Consider the following 23,737-nt stretch of genomic DNA (forward strand, 5'->3'; position numbering starts at 1 on the left):
ACCCAGGCGGTTTACGACCAGATTTGGACCAATCTCAAGAAGTGACCGCGGAAGCGAGGGGGCTGTCTGCCCCCTCGCGCTCCCCCGAGGATATTTTCAGCCAGATGAATGAAGGATCCTGTCTTTAGAGGGCGTTAGAGGGCAGCCGGGCCGCAATTCATGCTGGCGGTGGCCTCGGCGGCCCGCTGCGCTATGTGGTGGCGCAGCTATGGGTTGTTCCGCCCGGGCGTTTGCGCCGTTCGGGCTGGCCTGTGGCGGGACGCGGCCGGTTCCGGTCCGCGTCAGTTGCACGGGCTAACGCGGGGCAATTCGCCATGAAGACCAGCGTCCGGAATGTGATTGTGCTTGGCGGCACCGGGTTTCTCGGCCAGCGGGTGGTGCGCCGTCTGCAGGACCGCGGCTGCCCTGTCAGCGCCGGGACCCGGTCTCCGGACGCCGCTGCCTCCTATCGCAGCAGCTGGGACCGCGGGGTCCGGCTGGTGGGGATGGACCTGGCCGATCCGGACTCGCTGGTCCGGGCGCTGGAGGGCGCCTCGGCCGTGGTCAATTGCATCGGATTCTATGCCGAGACCGGCCAGCAGAGCTTTCAGGATGTGCATACCGATGCCGCCCGCCGGATTGCCCGGCTGGCCCGCGAGAGCGGCGTGCAGCGTCTGGTGCACATCTCCGGGATCGGCGCCAGCCTGCACTCGCCGTCGGCCTATGTGCGCGCCCGCGCCGAGGGCGAGGCCGCGGTGCGCAGCGTCTGCCCCGGCGCCATCATCCTGCGGCCCAGCGTGATGTTCAGCCGCAGCGGTGCTTTCTTCGGCGACCTGCAGAAGATCGTCGATCACCTGCCGGTGATCCCGCTGTTCGGCAACGGGCGCACGCGGCTGCAGCCGGTCTGGGCGGGCGATGTGGCCGAAGCCATCTGCCGGATCCTGGATGGCGCCCGCGTGCCGCGCAAGGTGTTTGAACTGGGCGGGCCGGATGTGTTCACCTACCGGGAAATCCTGCGGCGGCTGGCCGCCCGCTCCGGCCGCAGGCGGCTGTTGCTGCCGGTGCCCTTTGCGCTGTGGCGCGCCGGCGCGGCACCGCTGTCGCTGCTGCCGCAGCCGCCGGTGACCCAGGCGCAGATCGCATTGATGCAGCAGGACAATACCGTGGGGGAGACAATGGCGGGATTTGCCGATCTCGGGATCACCCCGCATTCCGCCATCGCCATGGGGCTGGTCTGAGCGGCGGGGCGGCAAATCTCTTTTTTCAAACGGAATTCCCCGCACCGGGCTTTGTGCCTGGTGCGGGGAGGGGTCAGGCGAAGCTGACCCCGTTCAGGTTCATCGGCAGCGCCGTCACCCGCGGGCCAGTAACCGCGATGGCATTCGCCAGCGCCGGGGCCGAGGGCGGGGTGCCGGGCTCGCCTACGCCGGTGGGCATCTCGGCGGAGGGCACGATATGCACCTCAATGGCGCCGATGTCGCCGATCCGCAGCGGTTCGTAATCGGGGAAGTTGAACTGGTCGACTTCGCCTTCGGTCAGGGTGATCTCGTTGCGCATGGCATGGCCCAGGCCATAGCCGATGCCGCCTTCCATCTGCGCCTTGATCACGTCCGGATTGACCGCGATGCCGCAATCCACCGCGCAAGTGACCTTCTCGATCTTCACGCCGTCATCGGCATTGCCGGAGATCTCCACCAGCTCGGCCACATAGCTGCCAAAGCTCTTGTGGACGGCGATGCCCTGGCTGCGGCCCTCCGGCGCGCTGCCCCAGCCGCCCTTCTCGGCGGTCAGTTTCAGCACCCCTGCCAGGCGCTGCTGATCGGCGCCGCCGCCCTCCAGCAGGGCAAGGCGGAATTCGACCGGGTCGCGGCCCGCGGCGCGGGCAGCCTCGTCCAGCATTGTCTCCATCACATAGGCGGTGTGGGTGTGACCGACCGAGCGCCACCACAGAACCGTGGTTGCCTTGGCCACGTCGGTAAGGCCGACATGCTGGCCAGGGATCTGGTAGGGGCTGTCACCCACACCCTCGACCGAGCTGTGATCGACGCCGTTGTGCACGAGCATGCTCTCGAAGGCAGTGCCTTTCATGATCGACTGCGCGGCGATGCGGTGGTCCCAGCCGGCGATATTGCCATCCGCGTCCAGACCCACGCGCACCTTATGCGCCACCGCCGGACGGTAGTAGCCGCCGGTGATGTCATCCTCGCGCGACCAGACCAGTTTCACCGGCCGCGAGCGGTCGGTCAGGGCAAAGGCCAGTGCCGCCTCCACCTGGTAATCCGCGGTGGGTGTGGCGCGGCGGCCGAAGGAGCCGCCGGCAAACATCGTGTTGATGCGGATCTTCTCCATCGGCAGCTGGAAGATCTGCGCCATTGCCATGTGGGGCCCGGTCGGGATCTGTGCACCGTCATGCAGGGTGACGCCGCCGTCCTCATCGGCCTCGATGGTGCAGGTGAGCGGCTCCATCGGCGCATGCGCCAGCAGCGGGAAGTAGAAGGTCTGCTCCACCACCTTCGCCGCCCCCTCGATCTGCGCCGCGGTGGCGGCAAGATCGGCGTCGGTCACATTGTACTCCGGGTCACTGTTCACCGCGGCCAGCAGCTCCTCGCGGATCTGGTCCGAGCTGCGGCTTTCGGCGGCGGAGAAATCCCAGTCCACGGTGATCGCATCGCGGGCCTGGAACGCGCCCCAGGTGTCCTCGGCATAGACCGCGACACCCGCCTGGTTGGGCAGGACGGCAGCGCGGATGTAGCCTTTGACTTCCTTGGCGCCGGCGTCGTCAAACCCGTTGGCCAGCCCGCCCATGCGCGGGCTGCGGATGATGACGGCAACCATCTGGTTCGGCAGATGCAGGTCCATCGCATACATCGCGGTGCCATTGGTCTTGGGCAGGGAGTCCTTGCGCTTGACCGAAGCGTTGCCGATCAGGCGGAACTCGCTGGGGTCCTTCAGCCGCGGCTCTGCCGGGGCTTCCATCTGGGCGGCGGCACCCACGAACTCCGCAATCGGAGCCTCCTGGCCTGCACCTTTGATCGTGCCGTTCTCTATGCTCAGCGCGCTGGCGTCTGCGCCCCAGGCCTCAGCCGCCGCCTTGATCAGCATTTCACGCGCGGCGGCCCCGGCCTGGCGGTACTGCAGGAAGGAATTGGCCATCGCGGTAGAGCCGCCGGTGCCCTGGAACTGGCCGAAGGCCAGGTTGGCATAGCGCGAGGGGTCGGAAGGGGCGAATTCGTACTGGATGTCCTCCATCGAGACGCCCAGCTCCTCGGCGATCAGGGTGGTAAGGCCGGTGGCCGGGCCCTGGCCTTTCTCGAAGTGCTTGACGATAGCGGTGACAGTGCCGTCGGCGCTGATCTTCACAAACGGGTTCAGCTGTGCCGGTGCGGCGCCGGCTGCAAGGGCGCCGTTCGGACGGACGCCGACATACAGGACGGCAGCGGCGGCGGCAGCGGATTTGAGGAAGCCGCGGCGGGAGGTGTTGAGGGTCATATCAGGCCTCCATCATTTCGGATGCGCGCTGGATCGCGGCGCGGATGCGCTGGTAGGTGGCACAGCGGCAGGCGTTGCCGTTCATGTAGTCGTCGATCTCTTCCACCGTTGGCTTGGGGTTTTCGCTCAGCAGCCCCACGGCAGACATGATCTGGCCCGACTGGCAGTAGCCGCATTGCACCACGTCCAGCTCCATCCAGGCGTCCTGCACGGCCTTGGACACCTTGGAGTTCAAGCCTTCGATGGTGGTGATCTCGGCGCCCTCGGCGTCCTCGACATAGGTCTGGCAGGAGCGCACAGGCTCCCCGTCCAGATGCACGGTGCAGGCGCCGCAGGCAGCGACGCCGCAGCCGAACTTGGTGCCGGTCAGTTTCAGTTCATCCCGGATCACCCACAACAGCGGGGTTCCGGGCTCGGCCTCGACCTGATGCGTCTGGCCGTTGAGTTTCAATGAAATTGCCATGGCTATGGGGCCTCCCCTTGGCTGGAATGTCAGGTTCAGGATTTTTCGAAGTCTGCAAAGGCATCGGCGTAATCGGGATGCCAGCGCGACAGGGCCGGGCGGTTTTCCAGGATGTCGCCCAGGGCCCAGGTGACCCGGCGGCGGTCGCGTTCGGGTGTGACGTCATTGTCCGGGCAGAGGATATAGAAATCGCCCGCCGCCATGCGGGTCAGCAGGTGATCGACGGTCTGCTCTGAGGTCCAGGCAGACGCCGGCTTCTCCGGAATGTGGCGGGCGATCATGCCGGTATAGGTAAAGCCGGGCACAAACAGATGCGCGGTGACCGGCGCCTCGGCCTGGCGCAGGTCATGGGCCAGCATCTCGGTCAGCACTTTCACACCGGCCTTGGAGACATTGTAGCCCGGATTGCCCGGCGGCGTGGTGATGCCCTGTTTAGAGCCGGTGTTGACCACTACCGCAGGGCGCGCGGCGGCGATCATCCGGGGCAGGAACGCCTGCACCCCGTTCAGCACGCCGAACAGGTTCACCTCGATCATCGCCCGCCAGGCGTCCGGTTCTTCCCAGCTGCCGGAGGGGCGGGCAATGCCTGCGTTGTTCATCAGCACCGCCACCTCGCCCGCGCCGAAGGCAGCGTCGGCCAGGGCTGCGAGGTCCTGCGGCTTGCTGACGTCGGTTGCAACCGTCAGCACCGGCGCGCCGGCCTTCACCTGGCTGCGCAGCTTCTCAGCCGCCTGATCCAGCGCCTCGCCCGGCAGGTCGGCCAGCACCACCCCCAGCCCGGCCTGGGCAAACCGTTCGGCTGCCGCAAAGCCAACCCCGCTGGCACCGCCGGTCACCACCGCCAGGCCGCCTGCTGCAAGTGCGTCATTGTACATGAGATGTCCTCCCGGAAGCGTTGTGCCGCCAGGGCTTGCATTGGCCCCGGCTGACTTGGTTGCAGCAAAGGTAGGGCGCACCGGGCGGATCGCCTTGCCTGATCCTCCGGATGATCTGCCTGATCCTCCGGAGCGCCGGGAATTGCGGTTCTTTCGCCGCCGCCGTCCGCCTATATTCAGGGCGAAGAGGAGGACCGCCCATGGTGCCGCAGGATCTGATCGACGACGTTGCCGCCTTTGTCCGCAGTAAAGGCGCGCCGGAAGACGGGTGCGAAACCGGGGTGGACGGGCTGTTTGCCTTTTGCCGCGAGAACCCGACCGCGTTTCAGGCGATGGTCTATGAGCCGGTCATGTGCCTGGTGCTGCAGGGCGCCAAGGAGGCGCACTTGGAGGACCGGGTGATCCGCTATGGTGCGGGCATGTCGCTGATCGTCAGCCACGCGCTGCCGGTCACGGCCGGGGTGATCGACGCTTCACCCGAAAAGCCCTATGTCTCGCTGGCGCTGCGGCTGGACTTGGCCACCGCGCGCAGCCTTTATGATGAGATCGGCGCGGCGGAGGGGCAGCAGCGGGGCACGCATTCGATGAGCGTGGCGGACAGCGACGCGGCGCTGACCGATGCGATGGCGCGGCTGTTCCGGCTGTCGCAGGATCCGGTCGAGGTGCAGGCGCTGGCGCCCTTGGTGCTGAAGGAGATCCATTTCCGCCTGCTGCGGGCCCAGCATGGCGGGATGCTGCGGCAGCTGCTGCTGCACGAAAGCCCGGCCAGCCGGATTTCCAAGGCCATTGCGCTGATCCGCACCGGCTATAAGGCGCCGATAGCAGTGGCGGAGCTGGCCGCCGCGGCGGGGATGAGCCAGTCGACCTTTCACGAGCATTTCAAGTCGCTCACCTCGACCACGCCGCTGCAATACCAAAAGGAGCTGCGCCTGCTGGAGGCGCGCCGCCTGCTGATGAGCGGCGGCAAATCGGTGGCCTCGGCGGCCTATGACGTGGGCTATGAAAGCCCGACCCAGTTCAGCCGGGAATACGCCCGAAAGTTCGGTATCCCGCCGCGGGACGAGAAGCCGGCACCGGCGGTAGCGTCTTAAACTCCCTAATATAATACTGTCCCGCCCGGCCGCAGGCCGGGCCGCGCCGGCCCGCCCCCATGGGGCGGCGCGACTGCGCCACCCCGCGGGCCAACGCTGCCCTCAGCTTTCCCTTTAACTGATTCAGGACTTCACCCAAGGCCGTTCCTGCCCCCGCGCCTCGCGGATGGTCCGGCCAAAAAGCCCGCTGTAGGACCGCCCCAGCGAAGACGCCGAGGAAAACCCGCACCTGAGCGCGATCTGCTCCAGGCTCAGGTGGGTTTCCTCAGACAAGTAGCGCGCATGCTGAAGCCGCAGCATCTTGTAGTATTTGCCCGGCGTCATCCCCAGTTCCCGCTGGAACGCCCGCGCCAGGGTGCGCTCCGACAGCGATACCCGCTTGGCCAGCGCGGCGGTGCTCAGCGGGGTTTCGATGGTTTCCGCCATCAGGTTCGCCGCCTTCAGCACCTTGGGCGAGCCCTTCTGCTCCAGCCGCGCGGCGCCGCGGTTCAGCTCTGACTGGCGCGACGGGTCATAGACAAACATGGTGGAGGCGCCAAAGGCGGCCGCCGAGCCATAGAGGTCCTGAATGAGGCTCAGCATCATGTCGAGCGCAGTGCTGGCGCCGCCGCAGGTGAGGAACGGTCCGGAGCGAACAAACCGCGCGGTGGAGACCTCGACCTTGGGGAACGTCTCGGTGAAGGCCTCCAGCTCCTGCCAGTGGATCGTCGCGGTATGGCCGTCCAGCACCCCCGCGGCGGCCAGCAGCCAGGCGGCGGTATCCAGCGCCAGCACCCGCTCCGCCCGCCGCACCGCGCCCCGCAGCCGGGTCAGCAGCGCGGGCGTCACCTGCCCGCGCACGTGGTAGCCCGCAACCAGCACCAGGGTGCGGTTGCCCTGATCCTCGCCGAACGCCCCGTCCGGGGTGATCTGCAAGCCGCTGGAGCTGGTCACCGGCGCGCCGTCAAGGGTGCTGACCCGCCAGCCCGCGACGTCCTGGCCGGAGTTCATCCGCACGTCGCGCAGCGGCTCCATGGCGCTGGCCAGCACCATGTTGGAAAACCCGTCGAACAGCAGGAATTCGAATATCGGCGGCGGTTTTGACGGCATCTGTATAGTATTTGACCGAAACTGTATAAACGTAACGTCATTTCCTGCGCTAATCACGCTGCAAGTCAAGTCTTTTGACCCGATCCGAACCGACTCGCAGACGACCTCTAAGACCGCTCTCTAGACACTGAGACTTCCATGACCACCGCTCCTCTTCTCTGGCAGCCGGATCTTTCGGCGCGCCGCAAACCTCTGCTGTCCGATTTCATGGCGCTGGCCTCTGCCGCTGCCGGAACCGATCTGGACAGTTACGCAGATCTGCACGCCTGGTCGGTTGCCCGGCCGGAGGAGTTCTGGCCGCTGGCCTGGGACTTTTGCGGGCTGGAGGGGGACAAGGGCGCGGTGCCGCTGCTGGCGGATGCCGACCCGATGCAGGTGCGCTTTTTCCCCGAGGCGCGGCTGAACGTCGCCGAAACCTTCCTGAAGAACGCCGACGGGCGCGAAGCCATTGTTTTCATTGGCGAGGATGGCCGCCGCATGGTCTGGACCCGCGCTGAGCTGAAGCGCGAGGTTGAAATGCTTGCAGCCGCCCTGCGGGAGGCCGGGATCGAAGCGGGCGATCACGTCGCGGGCTATGTGCCGAACATGCCGCAGACCGTGGCGGCGATGCTGGCCACCGCCTCGCTGGGCGCGGTCTGGTCCTCCTGCGCGCCGGAGAGCGGGCCGGATGTGGTGGTCGACCGGTTTGGCCAGATCGAGCCCAAGCTGATGTTTGCCGCCGACGGCTATTTCTACAACGGCAAGACGTTTGAGACCCGCGCCGCCATTGCCGAGGTCGCCGCCCGCGTGCCGTCGATCCAGCAGATCGTGGTCTGGCCCTATGCGGGTGATGCCGCGGATTTGCCCGCGGGCATGACCGCTTATGAAGCTTTCAAGCAGGCGGACGCCCCGGCCCTGGACTGCCGTCTCATGGGCTTTCGCGACCCGCTCTATGTGATGTTCTCCTCCGGCACCACGGGCAAGCCCAAGTGCATCGAGCATTCCGGCGGCGGCACCCTGCTGCGGATGCTGGTGGAGCAGCAGCTGCACTGCGACCTGCGCCCGGGCGACCGGATGTTCTATTACACCACCTGCAACTGGATGATGTGGAACTGGCAGGTTGCGGCGCTGGCCTCCGAGGCTGTGATCGTGCTGTTTGACGGCAACCCGATGTACCCCGGCATCCGCCGCCTGTTCGACCTGGCGGAGGCCGAGAAGGTTACGCATTTTGGTATTTCCGCCAAATACATAGACGCCTCGCAAAAGCGCCGGAACCGGCCGGTGGAAAGCCACGATCTGGGCGCTTTGCGGGTGGTTCTGTCCACCGGGTCGCCGCTGTCGCCGGAGGGCTTTGCCCATGTCTATGCCGATTGGAAGGCGGATGTGCAGCTGGCCTCGATCTGCGGCGGCACCGATATCCTAGGCTGTTTCATCGGCGGCTGCCCGCTGCTGCCGGTGCATCAGGGTGAGATCCAGGCGCCGATGCTGGGGCTGGACGTGGCAACCCTCAACGACCAGGGCGAACCGGTCGAGGGTGTTGCTGGCGAACTCGTTTGCCGCAACGCGCATCCGTCGATGCCGACCCGGTTCCTGAACGACCCCGGCAATGCCCGCTACCGCGCCAGCTACTATGAGACCTATCCGAACATCTGGCGGCAGGGTGATTTCACCATCCGCACGGAGCATGGCGGCTACGTGGTGCTGGGGCGTTCGGACGCGACGCTGAACCCCGGCGGCGTGCGGATCGGCACCGCGGAGATCTACCGTCAGCTCGACAAGATCGATGAGGTCGCTGACGCGGTGGTGGTCGGCCAGAGTTTCGACAACGACGTGCGGGTGGTTCTGTTTGTGGTTCCCGAGGAGGGCGCCGTGCTGGACGACGCGCTAACCGCCCGGATCAAAACGGAAATCCGCAGGAATGCCTCGCCGCGGCATGTGCCCGCCAAGATCATCGCCGTCGCTGACATCCCGCGCACAAAATCCGGCAAGACCGCCGAGCTGGCGGTGCGCGATGTGGTGAACAAACACCCTGTCCGCAACCTCTCCGGCCTCGCCAACCCGCAGGCGCTGGAGCTGTTTGCGGATCACCCTGAATTGCAAGCTTAACCCCAAAGGAGCGAGACTATGCCCCTGACCATGAACCGTGAAGTCTTCATCACCGCTGCCGTGACCGGCTCTGGCGGCACCCAGGACAAATCCCCCCATGTGCCGCGCTCGCCCAAGCAGATTGCTGATGCTGCGATCGAGGCAGCCAAGGCTGGCGCGGCGGTGGTTCACTGCCATGTGCGCGACCCGGAAACCGGTGCGCCGTCCCGGAAACTTGAGTATTACCGGGAGCTTACCGACCGGATCCGCGACTCCGAGGTGGACGTGGTGCTGAACCTGACCGCCGGCATGGGTGGCGATATCGTGTTCGGCTCGACCGAGGCGCCGTTCCCTGTCAACGAGGCGGCGACCGACATGATCGGCGCGACCGAGCGTATGGCGCACATCGCCGAATGCCTGCCGGAAATCTGCACCCTGGACTGCGGCACCATGAACTTTGCCGAGGCCGATTACGTGATGACCAACACCCCCGGCATGCTGCGGGCGATGGGTCAGATGATGACCGACCTGGGCGTGAAGCCGGAGATCGAGGCGTTTGACACCGGCCACCTGTGGTTTGCCAAGCAGTTGGTAAAAGAGGGAATTCTGGAGCCGAACGCACTGGTGCAGCTGTGCATGGGGGTGCCGTGGGGCGCGCCGAACGACCTCAACACCTTCATGGCGATGGTCAATAACGTGCCGGACGACTGGACCTTCTCGGCGTTCAGCTTGGGCCGGGACCAGATGCCCTATGCGGCGCAGTCGGTGCTGGCGGGCGGCAACGTGCGCGTCGGGCTGGAGGACAACCTGTTCCTGGACAAGGGCGTGCTGGCCACCAACGCGCAGCTGGTGGAGCGTGCGGTCGGCGTGATCGAGGGTATGGGTGCCAAGATCATCGGCCCGGAGGCGGTCCGCGAAAAGCTGGGCCTGACCAAGCGCGCGCCGGTGGCGAAGTAAGCGGGGCAGGGGGGTGTCCTGCGTGCACCGCCTGTACACCCCCTGTGCACCGCCGCGCTGCGGCAAAGAGGGAAGATTGGGGGCTAGCCCCCAAACCCCCAGGATATTTGCGGCCAGAAGAAGAGCCGGGCGTTTTGAAAAGGACATCAAATGAAAACAGCAGCAATCATCGGCGGCGGAGTTATCGGCGGCGGCTGGGCCGCGCGGTTCCTGCTCAACGGCTGGAATGTGCGGGTGTTCGACCCGGACCCGGAAGCGGAACGCAAGATCGGCGAGGTGCTGGCCAATGCCCGCCGCTCCTTGCCGTCGCTTTATGACAAGGCGCTGCCGGCCGAAGGTGAACTGACCTTCCACGCGGATATGGCAGAGGCCGTGGCGGAGGCATCCTGGATCCAGGAGAGCGTGCCGGAGCGGCTGGATCTGAAACACAAGATCCACGCGCAGATCCAGGCGCATGCGCCGGCAAGCGCGGTGATCGGCTCCTCGACCTCGGGCTTCAAGCCGTCGGAGCTGAACGCCGAGGGTGCCCGCGCCGTGGTGGCGCATCCGTTCAACCCGGTTTACCTGCTGCCGCTGGTCGAGCTGGTGGGCGATGCGGAGACCTGTGCGCAGGCCTCTGACATCCTGCGGTCGGTGGGCATGTACCCGTTGACCGTGCGCAAGGAGATCGACGCCCATATCGCCGACCGCCTGCTGGAAGCGGTCTGGCGCGAGGGGCTTTGGCTGATCAAGGACGGCATCTGCACCACCGAGGAGCTGGATGAGTCGATCCGCATGGGCTTTGGCCTCAGGTGGGCGCAGATGGGCCTGTTCGAGACCTACCGGATTGCCGGCGGCGAAGCGGGCATGAAGCATTTCATGGCGCAGTTCGGCCCGGCGCTGGAATGGCCCTGGACCAAGCTGATGGATGTGCCGGAGTTCACCGAGGAGCTGGTGGACCTGATCGCGGGCCAGTCGGATGCGCAGTCCGGCCATATGCCGATCCGCGCGCTGGAGCGGCTGCGGGATGACAACCTAGTCGGTATGATGCGGGCGCTGAAGAAATCCGGCAGCGGCGCTGGCGGGGTCATCAACACCCATGAGGCAACGCTGCCCGTGCCGGACGCGGTGGAGCTGCCGGTGACCGTCAGCCGCCCGGTGCCGCAGAGCTGGACCGACTACAACGGCCACATGAACGAGGCGCATTACACCGAGGCCTCGGCCCAGGCGACCGACCGGTTCATGGAGATGATCGGCGCGGATGCGGAGTACATCGCCGCGGGCGGCAGCTATTTCACGGTCGAGAACCACGTGCGCTTCCTGGATGAGCTGCACGAGGGCGATGCGCTGACCGTGACCACCCAGGTTCTGAAAGGCGAAGGCAAAAAGATGCATCTGTTCCACCGCCTGCACGGCCCCGAGGGCAAGCTGGCGGCGACCGTGGAAACGCTGCTGCTGCACATGGACCTGAACGCGCGCGGCACCTCGCTGCCGTCGCCGGAGGTGGCGGACAAGCTGGCATCCTTTGCCGCCGCCCATGCCGGGCTGCCGCTGCCGGAGGGCGCCGGGCGCCACGTCGGCCAGCGGGGATGACTTGGGAACCGGCGGCGTGCGGGCTGCCGGTTTTCCTTTGCGGGCCGGGCATCCTCCCCGATCCGGCCCGCATTCTTGAACTGAGGCCGCAGGGGACGGCCGGAGATTTTCAGCCCGGGCAGCCGGGCAGCCCCCGCGGCGGAGGATTCCGGGGGCGTTGGTAGAGGGTCAAGGGAGGACCACATGTCTGAGAGCAATTCCAACAGCCACCTGGTGGCGAAGTCCGGTTTCTTTACCGGTCTTCACCCGGGGATGGGCATAGCGTCAAAGGCGATGATTGCCGCCTTCGTGATTTTCACGGTTCTGAACGTCGAGTTCGCGGGCGGGCTGTACAAGTCCATCCGCGGCTGGATCGAAGGCGGCCTGAGCTGGTATTACATCTCGGTTCTGGCCGGGATCATGTTCTTCTGCTTCTTCCTGATGTTCTCGAAGTTCGGCAGCCTGCGGCTGGGCGATGATGACGCGCGCCCGGAATTCAGCAACTTCAGCTGGTTTGCGATGCTGTTCTCTGCGGGCATCGGCATCGGCATCCTGTTCTTTGGCGTGGCCGAGCCGATCTTCTACTTCGACAACTCGGCGGTCTGGGGCTACCCGAACAACCCGCACGCAGAGCTGGCGGGCCATTCGGACATGGACATGCAGCGCGCCATCGACGCGATGCGGGTGACCTATTTCCACTGGGGGTTCCACGGCTGGGCCTTGTATGTGATCGTCGGCCTGTGCCTGGCCTATTTCGGCTTCCGCAAGAAGCTGCCGCTGACCATGCGCTCGGCGCTGTATCCGCTGATCGGTGAGCGGATCTATGGCCCCTGGGGGCATTGCGTCGACCTGCTGGCGGTGTTCGGCTCGGTCTTTGGCATTGCGACCTCGCTGGGGCTGGGCACCAGCCAGATGGCGACCGGCCTCAATGTGCTGTTCGGGCTGGAAGCCACGCTGACGCTGAAAATTGTGCTGATCGTAATCGTGACCATCATTGCCACCGCCTCTACCGTGTCGGGCGTGGGCAAGGGCATCCGGGTGATTTCCGAATGGAACATCTGGCTGTCGATGTTCCTGCTGATGGCCTTTGTGGTGATCGGGCCGCTGAAATGGCTGCTGGGGTTCTATGTGACCACGCTGGGCGACTACATCTGGAACTTCATCCCGATGGGTTTCTGGACCGCAAGCTCCGAGGAAAACATCGCCTGGCAGGGCGGCTGGACGATATTCTACTGGGGCTGGTGGATTGCATGGGCGCCGATGGTGGGCATGTTCATCGCCCGCATCTCGCGCGGGCGCACCATCCGGGAGTTCATGATCGGGGTGCTGTTTGTGCCGACCGCAATTGCGTTCTTCTGGCTGTGCATGTTCGGCGGCAACGCGATCTGGCAGGAGCTGAACATGGGCACCGGTCCGGCGGCTGAAGGCGGCGCGGGGGTGATTGCCACCGTGCGCAACTGGGATCTGCCTGCGGCGCTGTACGGAACCATCGGCAACCTGGGTGCCACCTCCTGGCTAGGTGATCTGAGCTGGACGGCCTGGCCGCTGTCGGCGCTGGCGACGCTGCTGTTGTTCTCGTGGTTCGTGACCTCGGCCGATTCCGGCACGCTGGTGATCACCACCATGCTGTCGATGGGTGACGACAACCCGCCGAAGAAGTTCCGCATCATCTGGGGCGCGGGCATTGGCGCCACTGCGATTGTGCTGCTGATGGCGGGCGGGCTTGGCGCCCTGCAGACGGCATCCATCGCGGCGGCCTTCCCGATTTCCTTTGTGATCATCGGAATGGCGCTGGGGCTTTACAGGTCGCTGAAGACCGATCCCTCCGCGGCGCCGATTGCCGAAGCCGGTGCCGCGCCGGACGGCACCCGGATCACGCAGGATCTGCACGCCTGAGGCGGGCCAAAGCCTTGAAATGAAAATACGCCGGGCCTGTTACGGGCCCGGCGCTGGCATTTTGTCAGAGCTTGATCACCGCCATCTTGTCCTGGGTCATGTCATGCATGGTGTAGCCGATGCCGCCGGTGTTGTAGCCGGACTGGCGGCGGCCGGCGAAGGGCATCCAGTCGACCCGGAAGGCGGTGTGGTCGTTGACCATGACCGCGGTGGCATCGAGCTGGCGCACTGCCTGCATGGCGGTGTCCAGGCTTTGGGTGAAAACAGCGGCCTGGAAGGCATAGGGCAGGCTGTTGGCGGTCCCGATGGCCTGCGGGATGCTGTCGGTGCTGTAGACGCAGATCACCGGGCCGAAGATCTCCTGCTGCGAGACGCGGGCATCCGCGGGCGGGTCCAGCAGCACGGTGGGGGCATAGGTGGTCTCGCCCAGGCGCTTGCCGCCCGCCAGCAGTCTGGCGCCGCCGTCCAGCGCCTCGTTCACCCAGTCCTCGACCCGGTCGACCTCGCCCGGGCGGATCAGCGGGCCGCAATCGACGGTTGGGTCGGTGGCGTCGCCGACCTTCAATGCCTGTGCCGCCCCGGCCAGTTTCTGCGCGATCTCCTCGGCCTTGGCGGCGGGGGCAAAGACGCGCTGCACCGAGACACAGACCTGGCCGGAGTGGTAGAAGCCGCCCTTGGCCAGCAGCGGGATCATCGCGTCGATCTCTGCATCCTCGGCCACGATCACCGACGCGGCGCCGCCGTGTTCCAGGGCGCAGCGGGTGCCGGGGGCGAGCTTGGAGCGCAGCATCCAGCCGACGCGGGCGGAGCCGATGAAGGAGAAGAAGCCGACGCGCGGGTCGGTGATCATCTTCTCCGCCACCGCGTTGGAGCAGACCACATCGCGGCACCAGTCCTGCGGCAGCCCGGCCTCGTGCAGCATGGCGACAAAGGCCTGGCACGACAGCGGTGTGTCCTGCGCGGGCTTGACGATCACCGGGCAGCCGGTGGCGACGGCAGGGGCGACCTGATGCACGATCAGGTTCAGCGGGTGGTTGAAGGCGCTGGCCGCGACCACCACGCCGATCGGCTCCCGCTGGGTGAAGGCGATGCGGCCCGATCCGGCCTCGGTCAGGTCCATCGGGATTTCCCTGCCGGTCATCTGGCCGATCTCATGCACGCAGAGCCCGACCCCGTCGATGGCGCGCTTGACCTCGACCTTGGCGTCGACCAGCGGCTTGCCGCCCTCGCTGGCGATCAAGAGGGCCAGCTCGTCAAAGCGGTCCTCCATCAGCCGGGCGGTTTTCTTGAGGATGGCGATACGCTGGTAGGCCGGCAGCCACCCATCGCGCTGGCGGAACAGCCCGTGCGCGGTGTCCAGCATGGCGTCGATTTGATCCCAATCGCTGGTTTCGACCGTGCCGATACGCTCCAGGCTGAAGGGGTTCACGACGTCTATGGTATTGGTCATATCAGGCACACCTTGTCCGCCAGTTCCTCGATCAGGACCCGCTGGTTTTCGCTGTAGTCCACCGGCACATCAATCAGATGCACGCCGCCTGCGTCAAAGGCTTTTTCAAAGGTGGGCAACAGGTCTTCGGTGCGTTCTATCCGGTGGCCGGTGGCGCCGTAGCTGTTTGCGTACTGGACAAAATCGGGGTTGTTGAACTCCAGCCCCCAGTCCCCGAACCCGGCGTGCGCCTGTTTCCAGCGGATCATGCCATAGGCGCTGTCGTTCAGCACGGTGACCACCAGGTTGAGGCCGAGGCGGACAGCGGTTTCCAGCTCCTGGCTGTTCATCATAAAGCCGCCGTCGCCGCAGATCGCCATGACCCGGCGGTCCGGGTGCAGCTTGGCCGCCATCATCGCCGAGGGCAGCCCCGCGCCCATGGTCGCCAGCGCGTTGTCCAAGAGAACGGTGTTCGGCTGGTAGGCCTTGTAGTTGCGGGCGTACCAGAGCTTGTAGATGCCATTGTCCAGCGCGATGATATCGCATTCCCCCATCACCTTGCGGGTGTCGGCGACCAGCCGCTGCGGGATCACCGGGAAGCGCGCGTCATCGGCGCCTTCGGAGATATGGCCGTCGGTCTCCTGCTTGACGCGCTGGAAATAGCCGCGGTCGAAGTCCAGCGGCCCGCCGAGGATCTTGCCCAGCCGGGTGATGGATTGGGCCAGGTCGCCGACCACCTCCAGCTGCGGGAAATAGACCTGGTCGACCTGCGCTGCCTTGTAGTTCACATGGATCACCTTGGTGCCGCCTTCCTCCATGAAGAAGGGCGGTTTTTCGACCACGTCGTGGCCGACGTTGATGATCAGGTCGGCGCGTTCGATGGCGCAGTGCAGATAGTCGCCATCCGACAGCGCGGCGGTGCCCAGGAACAGGCCGGAGCGTTCGTCGACCACGCCCTTGCCCATCTGGGTGTTGAAGAAGGGGATCTGGATCAGGTCGGTGAAATCACAGAGCGCGGAGCGGGCCTTGCGGCGGTTGGCGCCAGCTCCCAGCAGCAGCAGCGGCATCCTGGCATTGCGGATCATCTCCGCCGCCTCGTTCAGCACCTCATCGCCGGCCACCGCGTAATGGCGCGGGTGGGGCTGCAGGACGGAAGTATCGGTTTCCTCCGCCGCGATATCCTCCGGCAGTTCCAGCAGCACGGCGCCGGGGCGTTCCTCCTCGGCGGTGCGGAAGGCCTCGCGGATCAGTGCGGGGATGGTGTTTCCGTGCACGATCTGCTTGGACATCTTGCAGATCGGGTCGAACAGGTTGACCACGTCGATGATCTGGAAGCGGCCCTGTTTCGATTTCTTGATCGGCTTCTGGCCGGTGATCATGATCAGCGGCATGGCCCCCAGATGGGCATAGGCGGCGGGGGTTGCGAAATTGGTGGCGCCGGGGCCGAGCGTGGCCATGCAGACGCCCGCCTTGCCGGTCAGGCGGCCATAGGTGGCGGCCATGAAGGCGGCGCCCTGCTCGTGCCGGGTCAGCACCAGCTCGATGCTGGAGGTGCGCAGGGATTCCAGCAGGTCGAGGTTTTCCTCGCCCGGGACGGCAAAGACGTATTCGACGCCTTCGGTCTCAAGTGCGGCGGTGAGCAGGTCGGAGGCTTTGGACGGAGCTGGGGTTGCGGATTGGGTGTCTGGCATGGGGGCTCCTGTTGGCTGGGGGGCTTGGGGGCGGGTTATTGCGCGGCGTGCTGCTGCTCCGGCGTGGGATAGAGCTCATCCATCGAGACGGAGCGGCCGTTATCCAGCACGATGCGCGCGTGGTAGCGTTTCAGCAGCCGCGGCTCTGCCACGCCGCAGCTGTGGGCGATGATGCCGACCTCTTTCTTCATGTTCTTCGCGTAATAGGCGACGCGTTCGGATTTGCTGACCGGGTCGAGGCCGAACTGCAGCTTGCGGTCGTGGGTGGTGATGCCGGTGGGGCAGGTGTTCTTGTTGCACTGCAGGGCCTGGATGCAGCCGAGCGCAAACATGAAGCCGCGGGCGGAGTTGACGAAATCGGCCCCGGCGCAGAATGCCCAGGCGGCCTCTGACGGGTTGACCAGCTTGCCGCTGGCGCAGACCTTGATGCGGCCGCGCAGCCCGTAGCGGGTGAGGACATCCACCGCCAGCGGCAGGCTTTCGCGCAGCGGCATCCCCATGTTGTCGATCAGGCTCATCGGGGCGGCGCCGGTGCCGCCGTCGGCGCTGTCGATGGTGATGAAGTCCGGGGCGCTATCGATGCCGCGGGAGAGGATTTCCTGACACAGCCCCTCGATAAAGCCATAGGCACCGAGCACCGCCTTGAAGCCCACCGGCTTGCCGGTCACCTCGCGGACATAGGCGATCATGTCCAGCAGGTCGCCGACGCAGTCGATTTCAGGGTGGCGGTTGGGGCTGATTGCATCCTCGCCGGGGGTGAGGCCGCGGATTTCGGCGATTTCCTGTGTCACCTTGGCGCCGGGCAGGATGCCGCCCTTGCCGGGCTTGGCGCCCTGGCTGAGTTTCAGCTCGAACATGCGGACGGTTTCATGGGCCGCCACCGCGCGCAGCTTGTCCTCGTCAAAGCCGCCTTCGGGCTTGCGCACGCCGAACTTGCCGGTGCCGATCTGGAAAACGAGGTCGCAGCCGCCCTCCAGGTGGTAGGGCGACAGGCCGCCCTCGCCGGTGTTGAGCCAGATGCCGGCCTTCTTGGCGCCAGCCGACAGCGCCCGCACTGCGGGGACCGAAATGGCGCCATAGCTCATGCCGGAGATGTTGAAGATCGAGTCCGTCGTGTAGGGGTGGCGCGCATAAGGGCCGATGGTGAGGGCGGCAGGCGGCGAGGCGTCCTGCGCCAGCGACGGGAAGGGGCAATTGGCGAAATAGACGGTGCCGGGCCGCCGCAGGTCGCGGGTGGAGCCGAAGGCGATGGTTGAGTCCACATTCTTGGCGGCGCGGTAGACCCAGGAGCGTTCGGCGCGGTTGAAGGGCATCTCCTCGCGGTCGAGGGCGAAGAAATACTGCCGGAAGAATTCGCCCAGATGCTCGAAGAAGTAGCGGAAACGGGCGATCACCGGGTAGTTGCGGCGCAGGGTGCTTTCGGTCTGGGTCTTGTCGCGGATATAGAGCACGACCAGCCACAAGAGGCCCGCGCCGACAACCAGGATGAAGGTGAAGGACAGGAATTCGAGCAGCGCCAGGACGGTGCTGGATATCTGGGACATGGTCTCCGTCGCTCCTTCAGGGGCTTGGCGGCGCGGTTGGCTCCGCACGCCTGGCTTGTGCCGTTACAGAATGCGCATTGGCCTCGGCGAATGCATTCACGGGCGGATCACTTCCTCAGGAGCCGCGCCGGAGGCAGGGCGGGGGCCGCGGGCCCGCCGGACTGCTGTGCCCGGGGAATAACGGGCGGCAGGCCGGTTTGGTTCCGCCCCGCGGCGCGGGCGCGGCTCCTGTCCGCGATACTGCGCCAGCGGGGCGAAACTTGTCCAGCCCGAGGCGGTTCAGGCGGGCGGCGCGGGCTGGTGCTGGCAGGCGGTGCGGACGTCCTGGACGAACAGCTCTACCGCGCGCCGGTGGACCTGGCTGCGCCGGGTGGCGAGGGAAAACGCGGAGTGCCAGCGCAGTTGCGGGTGGGTGAGCTCGCGGAACCGGCCTGCGCGCACCCAGTTTTCGGCATAATGCACCGGCAGCGGGCCTAGGTACTGGCCGGTTTCGATCAGCATCGCCATCGCCTCCATGTTGGCGACCACCGCCTGCGGGTCGGGGCTGCCGAGATCGGGGGAGACCAGCATGTCATAGGAACGCTGGCAGAGCGGGTGCCGGGCGATCTCCTGCGGGGTGACCTGCTGCTGCGGCAGGGTGAACAGCGGGTGGCCCTGGCCGCAGTAGAGCCGGTGTTCCTCGCTGCACAGTTCCTCATAGGCCAGGTCGGCGACCTGGTTGCGGAACGGCGCGATGGCCGCGTGCAGCGCGCCGGTGATCAGCTGCTGGGTCAGATCGGCGGGCGAGGCGACGACGATTTCCAGCCGCACCTCGTTGGGACGGGCGAGGAAATTCCGCAAGGCGCGGGTCAGGTTGAGGCCGGGCAGGCTGCTGACCGCGTCCACCACGCCGATGCGCAGGTCGCCGGTGACGGCATCGCGCAGCTCCAGCAGTTCGGCGTCGAAGTCGCGGGCGCTGCGCAGGATATCGCGGGCCTTTTCATAGGCGATCTCGCCGCGTTCGGTCAGGCGGAAGCCGCCGCGGCCGCGCTCGCACACCCGGTAGCCGAGCGAGGTTTCCAGGTCGCGGATGCGGATGCTGATCGCCGACTGGGTGATGCCAAGCGCATATTGCGCATCGGAAAACCCGCCGCATTCGACGACGGTGACAAAGGTCTCCAGCAGCGTGTTGCGCAGCAGTTTCATGGCGCGGTCCTCCCTGCGGTGCGGCGGCCATTACATGAAATTTGCAAATGTGAAGATTAGCAATGTGATATTTTTTCATGCTTCGGCCCATGCTGAGGTGTCTTCCGACCCGTTAACCATGCCAACTGGGAGGAGACCCGCATGGCCCTTAGCTTGAAACACCTGAAAACCACCGCCGCGGCGGCGCTGCTGAGCCTGGCGCCCGCCGCCGTCTTTGCCGAGGACTGGAAATTCGCGATCGAGGAGATTCCGGGCTCGATCATGGACGCCTATGCGCAGGAGTTCAAAAAGCGCATCGAGGCGGCGACCGATGGCGATGTGACCGTGACCGTCTATCCGATGGGCACGCTGGGCACCCCGACCGAGACGGTGGAGCAGGCCGCCGATGGCGTCATCCAGCTGACCAATGTCTCGATCGGCAACCTGGGCACCATCGTGCCGGAAAGCCAGGTGTTCCTGCTGCCCTACCTGCTGCCCTCCGACCCGGCGGCGGTCTCGGACATTCTGAGCGGTTCGGAGACCATCTATGGCCCGCTGAATGAGGACTTCCAGAAGCGCGGCCTGGAAATCATGACGATGTATTCCGAAGGCCCGCAGGTCTGGACCACGAATCGCGAGATCCGCACGCCGGAGGACTTCGAGAACTTCAAGATGCGGGTGATGGTGTCGCCGATCCTGCTGGAGACCTACAAGAACATGGGCGCCAGCCCGACCCCGCTGCCGTTCGGCGAGGTGTTCGGCGCGCTTCAGCTGGGTGCGGTGGACGGCCAGGTGAACCCGATCCCGACCATCGAGGAGATGAAGTTCTATGAGGTCACCAGCCATCTGATCTGGGCCGGCGAGCAGGAACTGGTGACCACCGTGGTCGCAGGCTCCGACTGGTTTGCCACCCTGAGCCCAGACCGGCAGCAGCTGGTGCGCGACACCATGGCGGGCATGACCGGCTACATCGACGGTGTGGTCACCGACTTCAACCAGCAGCGTCTGGACGTGATCAAGGACGCCAAGCCGGACATCGGCCTGGTGGTGCTGACCGAGGAAGAGCGTGACGCCTTCCGTGCCCGCTCGGGCGATACCGCGGCGGCCTATGTCGAGACCGCAGGCGCCCGCGGCCAGGAACTGCTGGACGCGCTGCAGGCGGAGCTGGCGGGCAGCTGAGCCCGCTTCCGGCCCTGCGCGCTTTGCGCGGGGCCAATCCAAGGGAGGATATCATGCTACATGCCAAACCCGCTCCCTTCGGCCTTCTGGGCAAGATTGATGGCGCCATCGGGCGTGCCGAAGTCTGGATCCTGGGCTGGGGGATCATCCTGATGGCCGGCAACACCATCGCCAATGTCTTTGGCCGCTACGTGTTCAACCAGTCGATCTATTTCTCCGAGGAGCTGAACGAGTTCCTGATTGTCATCGTCACCTTCATGGGGCTGGGCTATGCCACCCGCAAGGGCATCCATATCCGCATGTCGGCGGTCTATGACGCGCTGCCGGTGAAGATGCGCAAGGGGTTGATGGTGGTGATCGCTGCCACCACTGCGGTGATGATGGGCCTGCTGGCCTGGTACGCGCTGGAGTACGTGCAGAAGGTCGCCAGCCGCGGCCGCATTACGCCGGCGCTGCAGCTGCCGCTGTACCTCACCTATGTCTGGGTGGTGATCGGGCTGGCGCTGACCGCGCTGCAGTACCTGCTGACTGCGCTGCGCAACCTGAATTTCGCGGAGGCGGAAATCTATGTCTCCTACCTGGAGGCGGACAGCTACGAAGACCCGGAAACCGCCGCCGCGATCCAGCGCTATGAAGAGGCTGGCGCCGCAGACACCGGGAAAGGGGAAAAACCATGACCGAACTGATGCTTGCCGTGATGATCCTGCTCTTGCTGTCAGGGTTCCCGATGAAGATGCCGCTGATCTCGGCTGCGGTGCTGGGCTTCCTCGTCTACTTCCCGGACATGAGCCTGCAGATCCTGATCCAGCAGATGATCGGCGGGGTGAAGCCTGCGGCGCTGATTGCGGTGCCGATGTTCATCCTGGCCGCCGATATCATCACCCGCGGCCATTCCGCCAACCGGCTGATCGACGTGGTCATGAGCTTCATGGGCCATATCAAGGGCGGCCTTGCAATTTCCGTGACCTCGGCCTGTGCGCTGTTCGGCGCGGTCTGCGGCTCGACCCAGGCGACCGTGGTGGCGATTGGCGGTGCGATGCGGCCGCGGATGCTGAAATCCGGCTACAAGGACAGCTTTGCCATCGGCCTGATCGTGAATGCCGCGGACCTGGCCTATCTGATCCCGCCGTCCATCGGCATGATCATCTATGGCGTGGTCTCCGGCACCTCGATCTCTCAGCTGTTCATCGCGGGCATCGTGCCGGGGCTGCTGATCGTGGTCCTGTTCTCGGCCTATTGCATGGTCTATGCCTACCGCCACGACATCCCCGTGCTGCCGCGCGAGGGCTGGGGCCAGCGTTTCACCGCCATGCGCCGGGCGCTGTGGCCGATGGGCTTCCCGGCGATCATCGTGGGCGGCATCTACGGCGGGGTGTTCTCGCCGACCGAGGCGGCCGCGATCTGCGTGCTTTACGCAGCGGTGCTGGAGGTGCTGATCTTCCGTTCCGTAAAACTGCGCGACCTCTGGGATATTGCGCTGTCGACCGGCGCGATCACCTCGGTGGTGTTCATCCTGATCGCGGCGGGCGCGGCCTTCAGCTGGACGCTGAGCTTTGCCCAGGTGCCGCAGCAGATCATCGCCTCGCTGGGGCTGGATGAGGCCGGGCCGCTGATGGTGCTGGTGGCGGTGAACCTCGCCTTCTTCCTCGGCTGCATGTTCGTCGACTCGATTGTGGTGATCCTGATCCTGGTGCCGATCTTTGCGCCGATGATCAAAGCCGCCGGCCTCGATCCCGTGCTGGTCGGTGTGCTGATCACCCTGCAGGTGGCCATCGGTGCCGCAACCCCGCCCTTTGGCTGCAACCTGTTCACCGCCATCGCGGTGTTCCGCCGCCCCTTTGTCGAGGTGGTGCGGGGCGTGCCGCCCTTCCTCGTCATCCTCTTGCTCGTGACCGGCCTGCTGGTCGCCTTCCCGCAAATCGCCCTGTTCCTGCCGGAACTGGCCTATCGTTAAGAAAAACGGAGAATCAACATGTCTGCACACGGTTACGAATCCGGCCGCCTGAACCTGCCCTTTGTCGGCATCGCCACCTTCGGCAAGAAGCCCTATGTCGAGGATTGGGACAATATCGACGCCGATGTTGCGATCCTGGGCGCGCCGTTTGACTTCGGCTGCCAGTTCCGCTCCGGCGCGCGGTTTGGCCCGCGGGCGGTGCGCGAGGCCTCGACGCTGTTCAGCTTCGGCCATGCCGGCGCCTATGATCACGAGGACGACGCCACCTATCTGGGCGCGGACGTGCGGATCGTCGATCTGGGCGATGCCGACATCATCCACACCAAGACCGAGGAGAGCCACGCCAATATCGAATACGGCGTGAAGAAGATCCTGGACGCGGGCGCGCTGCCGGTCACCATCGGCGGCGACCATTCGATCAACATCCCCTGCATCAACGCCTATGCAGAGGACTGCGAAAAGAACGGCCCGATCCATGTGATCCAGATCGACGCGCATCTCGACTTCGTCGACGAGCGCAAGGGCGTCACCGACGGCCACGGCAACCCGATGCGCCGCGCGATCGAGAAGGATTACGTCTCCGGCATGACCCAGCTGGGCATCCGCAACGTCTCCTCCACCGCCAAGGAAGGCTACATCGACGCCCGCGAGCGCGGCTCGGATATCCTGTCGGTGCGCCAGGTGCGCAAGCTGGGCACGGACGCCGTGCTGGAGCGCATCCCCGAGGGCGCGCGCTATTACGTGACCATCGACATCGACGCCTTCTGCCCCTCGATTGCGCCCGGCACCGGCACCCCCAGCCACGGCGGCTTCCAGTATTATGACGTGCTGGAGATCCTGCAGGGGCTGTCCAAGCGCGGTGATGTGGTGGGGATCGACCTGGTGGAGGTTGCCCCGGCCTATGATCCCGCTGAGAGCACCCAGATCCTGGCCGCGCAGCTGTTGCTGAACTTCATCGGCTTCATCTTCCACAACAAGGGATAAGCGCCTCCTCCCGCATGCCCCGGCCGCGGCCAGGGCAGCGGATCGCCTGGCACGCCTTCTCCCATTGGCGTGCCAGGCACTTTTCCGAAGATCCGGCCTCGGCCCTTTCTTCTTGCCAAAAATACCCCGGGGAGCGCGAGGGGCCGGCCCCTCGCATCCTCCGTTGCCGCATCTGATCGCTCTGCGGACAAATAGGGCAACAATATTGCCCTATATATTTTATGCTTGAAATAATAATCCAAGCCTGCGTAGGCTCATCCCAAGGGCTGGCGCAAGATCAGCCGGGGAGATGCGGGCTTTCGGCGGTCTTGGCTTCTGCTGCTGCCGCGGTAAAGTCG

18 protein-coding genes are annotated in these 23,737 nt (G+C 65.6%); 10 read left to right on the forward strand and 8 right to left on the reverse strand.

Annotated features, from left to right (window positions below; all coding sequences use genetic code 11):
* Positions 1-314: 314 nt before the first annotated feature.
* Positions 315-1,217, forward strand: coding sequence for a complex I NDUFA9 subunit family protein (locus ACFMBG_RS12190; RefSeq protein ID WP_421054975.1), 903 nt, complete (start codon positions 315-317; stop codon positions 1,215-1,217).
* A 73-nt stretch (positions 1,218-1,290) separates the two neighbouring features.
* Here the strand turns inward: ACFMBG_RS12190 and ACFMBG_RS12195 are convergent, their stop codons facing one another.
* From ACFMBG_RS12195 to ACFMBG_RS12205, 3 genes are read right to left on the reverse strand one after another with little or no spacing between them, the layout of a single operon-like run.
* The gene (locus tag ACFMBG_RS12195) at positions 1,291-3,468 is read right to left on the reverse strand and encodes a xanthine dehydrogenase family protein molybdopterin-binding subunit (protein WP_421054976.1); all 2,178 of its coding nucleotides are present in this window, start codon (positions 3,466-3,468) and stop codon (positions 1,291-1,293) included.
* 1 nt (position 3,469) lies between these two features.
* Positions 3,470-3,931, reverse strand: coding sequence for a (2Fe-2S)-binding protein (locus ACFMBG_RS12200; RefSeq protein ID WP_421054977.1), 462 nt, complete (start codon positions 3,929-3,931; stop codon positions 3,470-3,472).
* A 35-nt stretch (positions 3,932-3,966) separates the two neighbouring features.
* Positions 3,967-4,806, reverse strand: coding sequence for an SDR family NAD(P)-dependent oxidoreductase (locus ACFMBG_RS12205; protein WP_421054978.1), 840 nt, complete (start codon positions 4,804-4,806; stop codon positions 3,967-3,969).
* Between the two features lie 200 nt (positions 4,807-5,006).
* Between ACFMBG_RS12205 and ACFMBG_RS12210 the strand changes: the two genes are divergently transcribed.
* Complete coding sequence (locus tag ACFMBG_RS12210; protein ID WP_421054979.1) at positions 5,007-5,897, forward strand: AraC family transcriptional regulator N-terminal domain-containing protein; 891 nt, start codon at positions 5,007-5,009, stop codon at positions 5,895-5,897.
* 123 nt (positions 5,898-6,020) lie between these two features.
* On the opposite strand, the gene ACFMBG_RS12215 is transcribed toward ACFMBG_RS12210, so the two are convergent.
* A complete protein-coding gene (locus ACFMBG_RS12215; protein WP_421054980.1) occupies positions 6,021-6,986 on the reverse strand; it encodes a GlxA family transcriptional regulator in 966 nt (321 codons plus the stop codon).
* 138 nt (positions 6,987-7,124) lie between these two features.
* On the opposite strand from ACFMBG_RS12215, the gene ACFMBG_RS12220 reads away from it, so the two are divergent.
* The 4 genes from ACFMBG_RS12220 (at position 7,125) to ACFMBG_RS12235 (ending at position 13,454) form a co-directional block, all read left to right on the forward strand.
* Entirely contained in the window at positions 7,125-9,071 is a 1,947-nt protein-coding gene (locus ACFMBG_RS12220) for an acetoacetate--CoA ligase (protein WP_421054981.1), read from the forward strand.
* Positions 9,072-9,089: 18 nt separating this feature from the next.
* The gene (gene bcoG / locus ACFMBG_RS12225; protein ID WP_421054982.1) at positions 9,090-10,007 is read left to right on the forward strand and encodes a 3-dehydrocarnitine:acetyl-CoA trimethylamine transferase BcoG; all 918 of its coding nucleotides are present in this window, start codon (positions 9,090-9,092) and stop codon (positions 10,005-10,007) included.
* Positions 10,008-10,157: 150 nt separating this feature from the next.
* Complete coding sequence (locus ACFMBG_RS12230; RefSeq protein ID WP_421054983.1) at positions 10,158-11,579, forward strand: carnitine 3-dehydrogenase; 1,422 nt, start codon at positions 10,158-10,160, stop codon at positions 11,577-11,579.
* A 183-nt stretch (positions 11,580-11,762) separates the two neighbouring features.
* Positions 11,763-13,454 (forward strand): BCCT family transporter, encoded by a 1,692-nt coding sequence (locus ACFMBG_RS12235; RefSeq protein WP_421054984.1) that lies wholly within the window; start codon positions 11,763-11,765, stop codon positions 13,452-13,454.
* A gap of 64 nt (positions 13,455-13,518) precedes the next feature.
* On the opposite strand, the gene ACFMBG_RS12240 is transcribed toward ACFMBG_RS12235, so the two are convergent.
* From ACFMBG_RS12240 to ACFMBG_RS12255, 4 genes are all read right to left on the reverse strand, one after another.
* Positions 13,519-14,904 carry an aldehyde dehydrogenase family protein gene (locus ACFMBG_RS12240; protein WP_421054985.1) on the reverse strand — a complete coding sequence of 462 codons (1,386 nt, stop codon included), beginning with the start codon at positions 14,902-14,904 and terminating at the stop codon, positions 13,519-13,521.
* Positions 14,901-16,574: an acetolactate synthase large subunit gene (locus ACFMBG_RS12245; protein ID WP_421054986.1), complete on the reverse strand. Its 1,674-nt coding sequence runs from the start codon at positions 16,572-16,574 to the stop codon at positions 14,901-14,903. The genes ACFMBG_RS12240 and ACFMBG_RS12245 overlap by 4 nt, the downstream gene beginning before the upstream one ends.
* Before the next feature lie 35 nt (positions 16,575-16,609).
* On the reverse strand, positions 16,610-18,118 hold the full coding sequence (locus tag ACFMBG_RS12250; RefSeq protein ID WP_421054987.1) for an FMN-binding glutamate synthase family protein: 1,509 nt from the start codon (positions 18,116-18,118) through the stop codon (positions 16,610-16,612).
* 279 nt (positions 18,119-18,397) lie between these two features.
* Entirely contained in the window at positions 18,398-19,303 is a 906-nt protein-coding gene (locus tag ACFMBG_RS12255; protein WP_421054988.1) for a LysR family transcriptional regulator, read from the reverse strand.
* A gap of 141 nt (positions 19,304-19,444) precedes the next feature.
* Between ACFMBG_RS12255 and ACFMBG_RS12260 the strand changes: the two genes are divergently transcribed.
* The 4 genes from ACFMBG_RS12260 to speB are packed head-to-tail and all read left to right on the forward strand — an operon-like array spanning position 19,445 to position 23,399.
* The gene (locus tag ACFMBG_RS12260; protein ID WP_421054989.1) at positions 19,445-20,461 is read left to right on the forward strand and encodes a TRAP transporter substrate-binding protein; all 1,017 of its coding nucleotides are present in this window, start codon (positions 19,445-19,447) and stop codon (positions 20,459-20,461) included.
* Positions 20,462-20,514: 53 nt separating this feature from the next.
* Positions 20,515-21,138, forward strand: coding sequence for a TRAP transporter small permease (locus ACFMBG_RS12265; RefSeq protein ID WP_421054990.1), 624 nt, complete (start codon positions 20,515-20,517; stop codon positions 21,136-21,138).
* Positions 21,135-22,415, forward strand: a complete 1,281-nt coding sequence (locus tag ACFMBG_RS12270; protein ID WP_366660991.1) for a TRAP transporter large permease — start codon at positions 21,135-21,137, stop codon at positions 22,413-22,415. Before ACFMBG_RS12265 ends, ACFMBG_RS12270 begins: the two co-directional genes overlap by 4 nt.
* Before the next feature lie 18 nt (positions 22,416-22,433).
* Positions 22,434-23,399, forward strand: a complete 966-nt coding sequence (speB, locus tag ACFMBG_RS12275; RefSeq protein WP_421054991.1) for an agmatinase — start codon at positions 22,434-22,436, stop codon at positions 23,397-23,399.
* Positions 23,400-23,737: the final 338 nt, after the last annotated feature.

Origin of the sequence: Leisingera coralii, from assembly GCF_049056525.1 — a bacterium.
In the GTDB taxonomy this organism is placed as follows: Bacteria; Pseudomonadota; Alphaproteobacteria; order Rhodobacterales; family Rhodobacteraceae; genus Leisingera; species Leisingera coralii.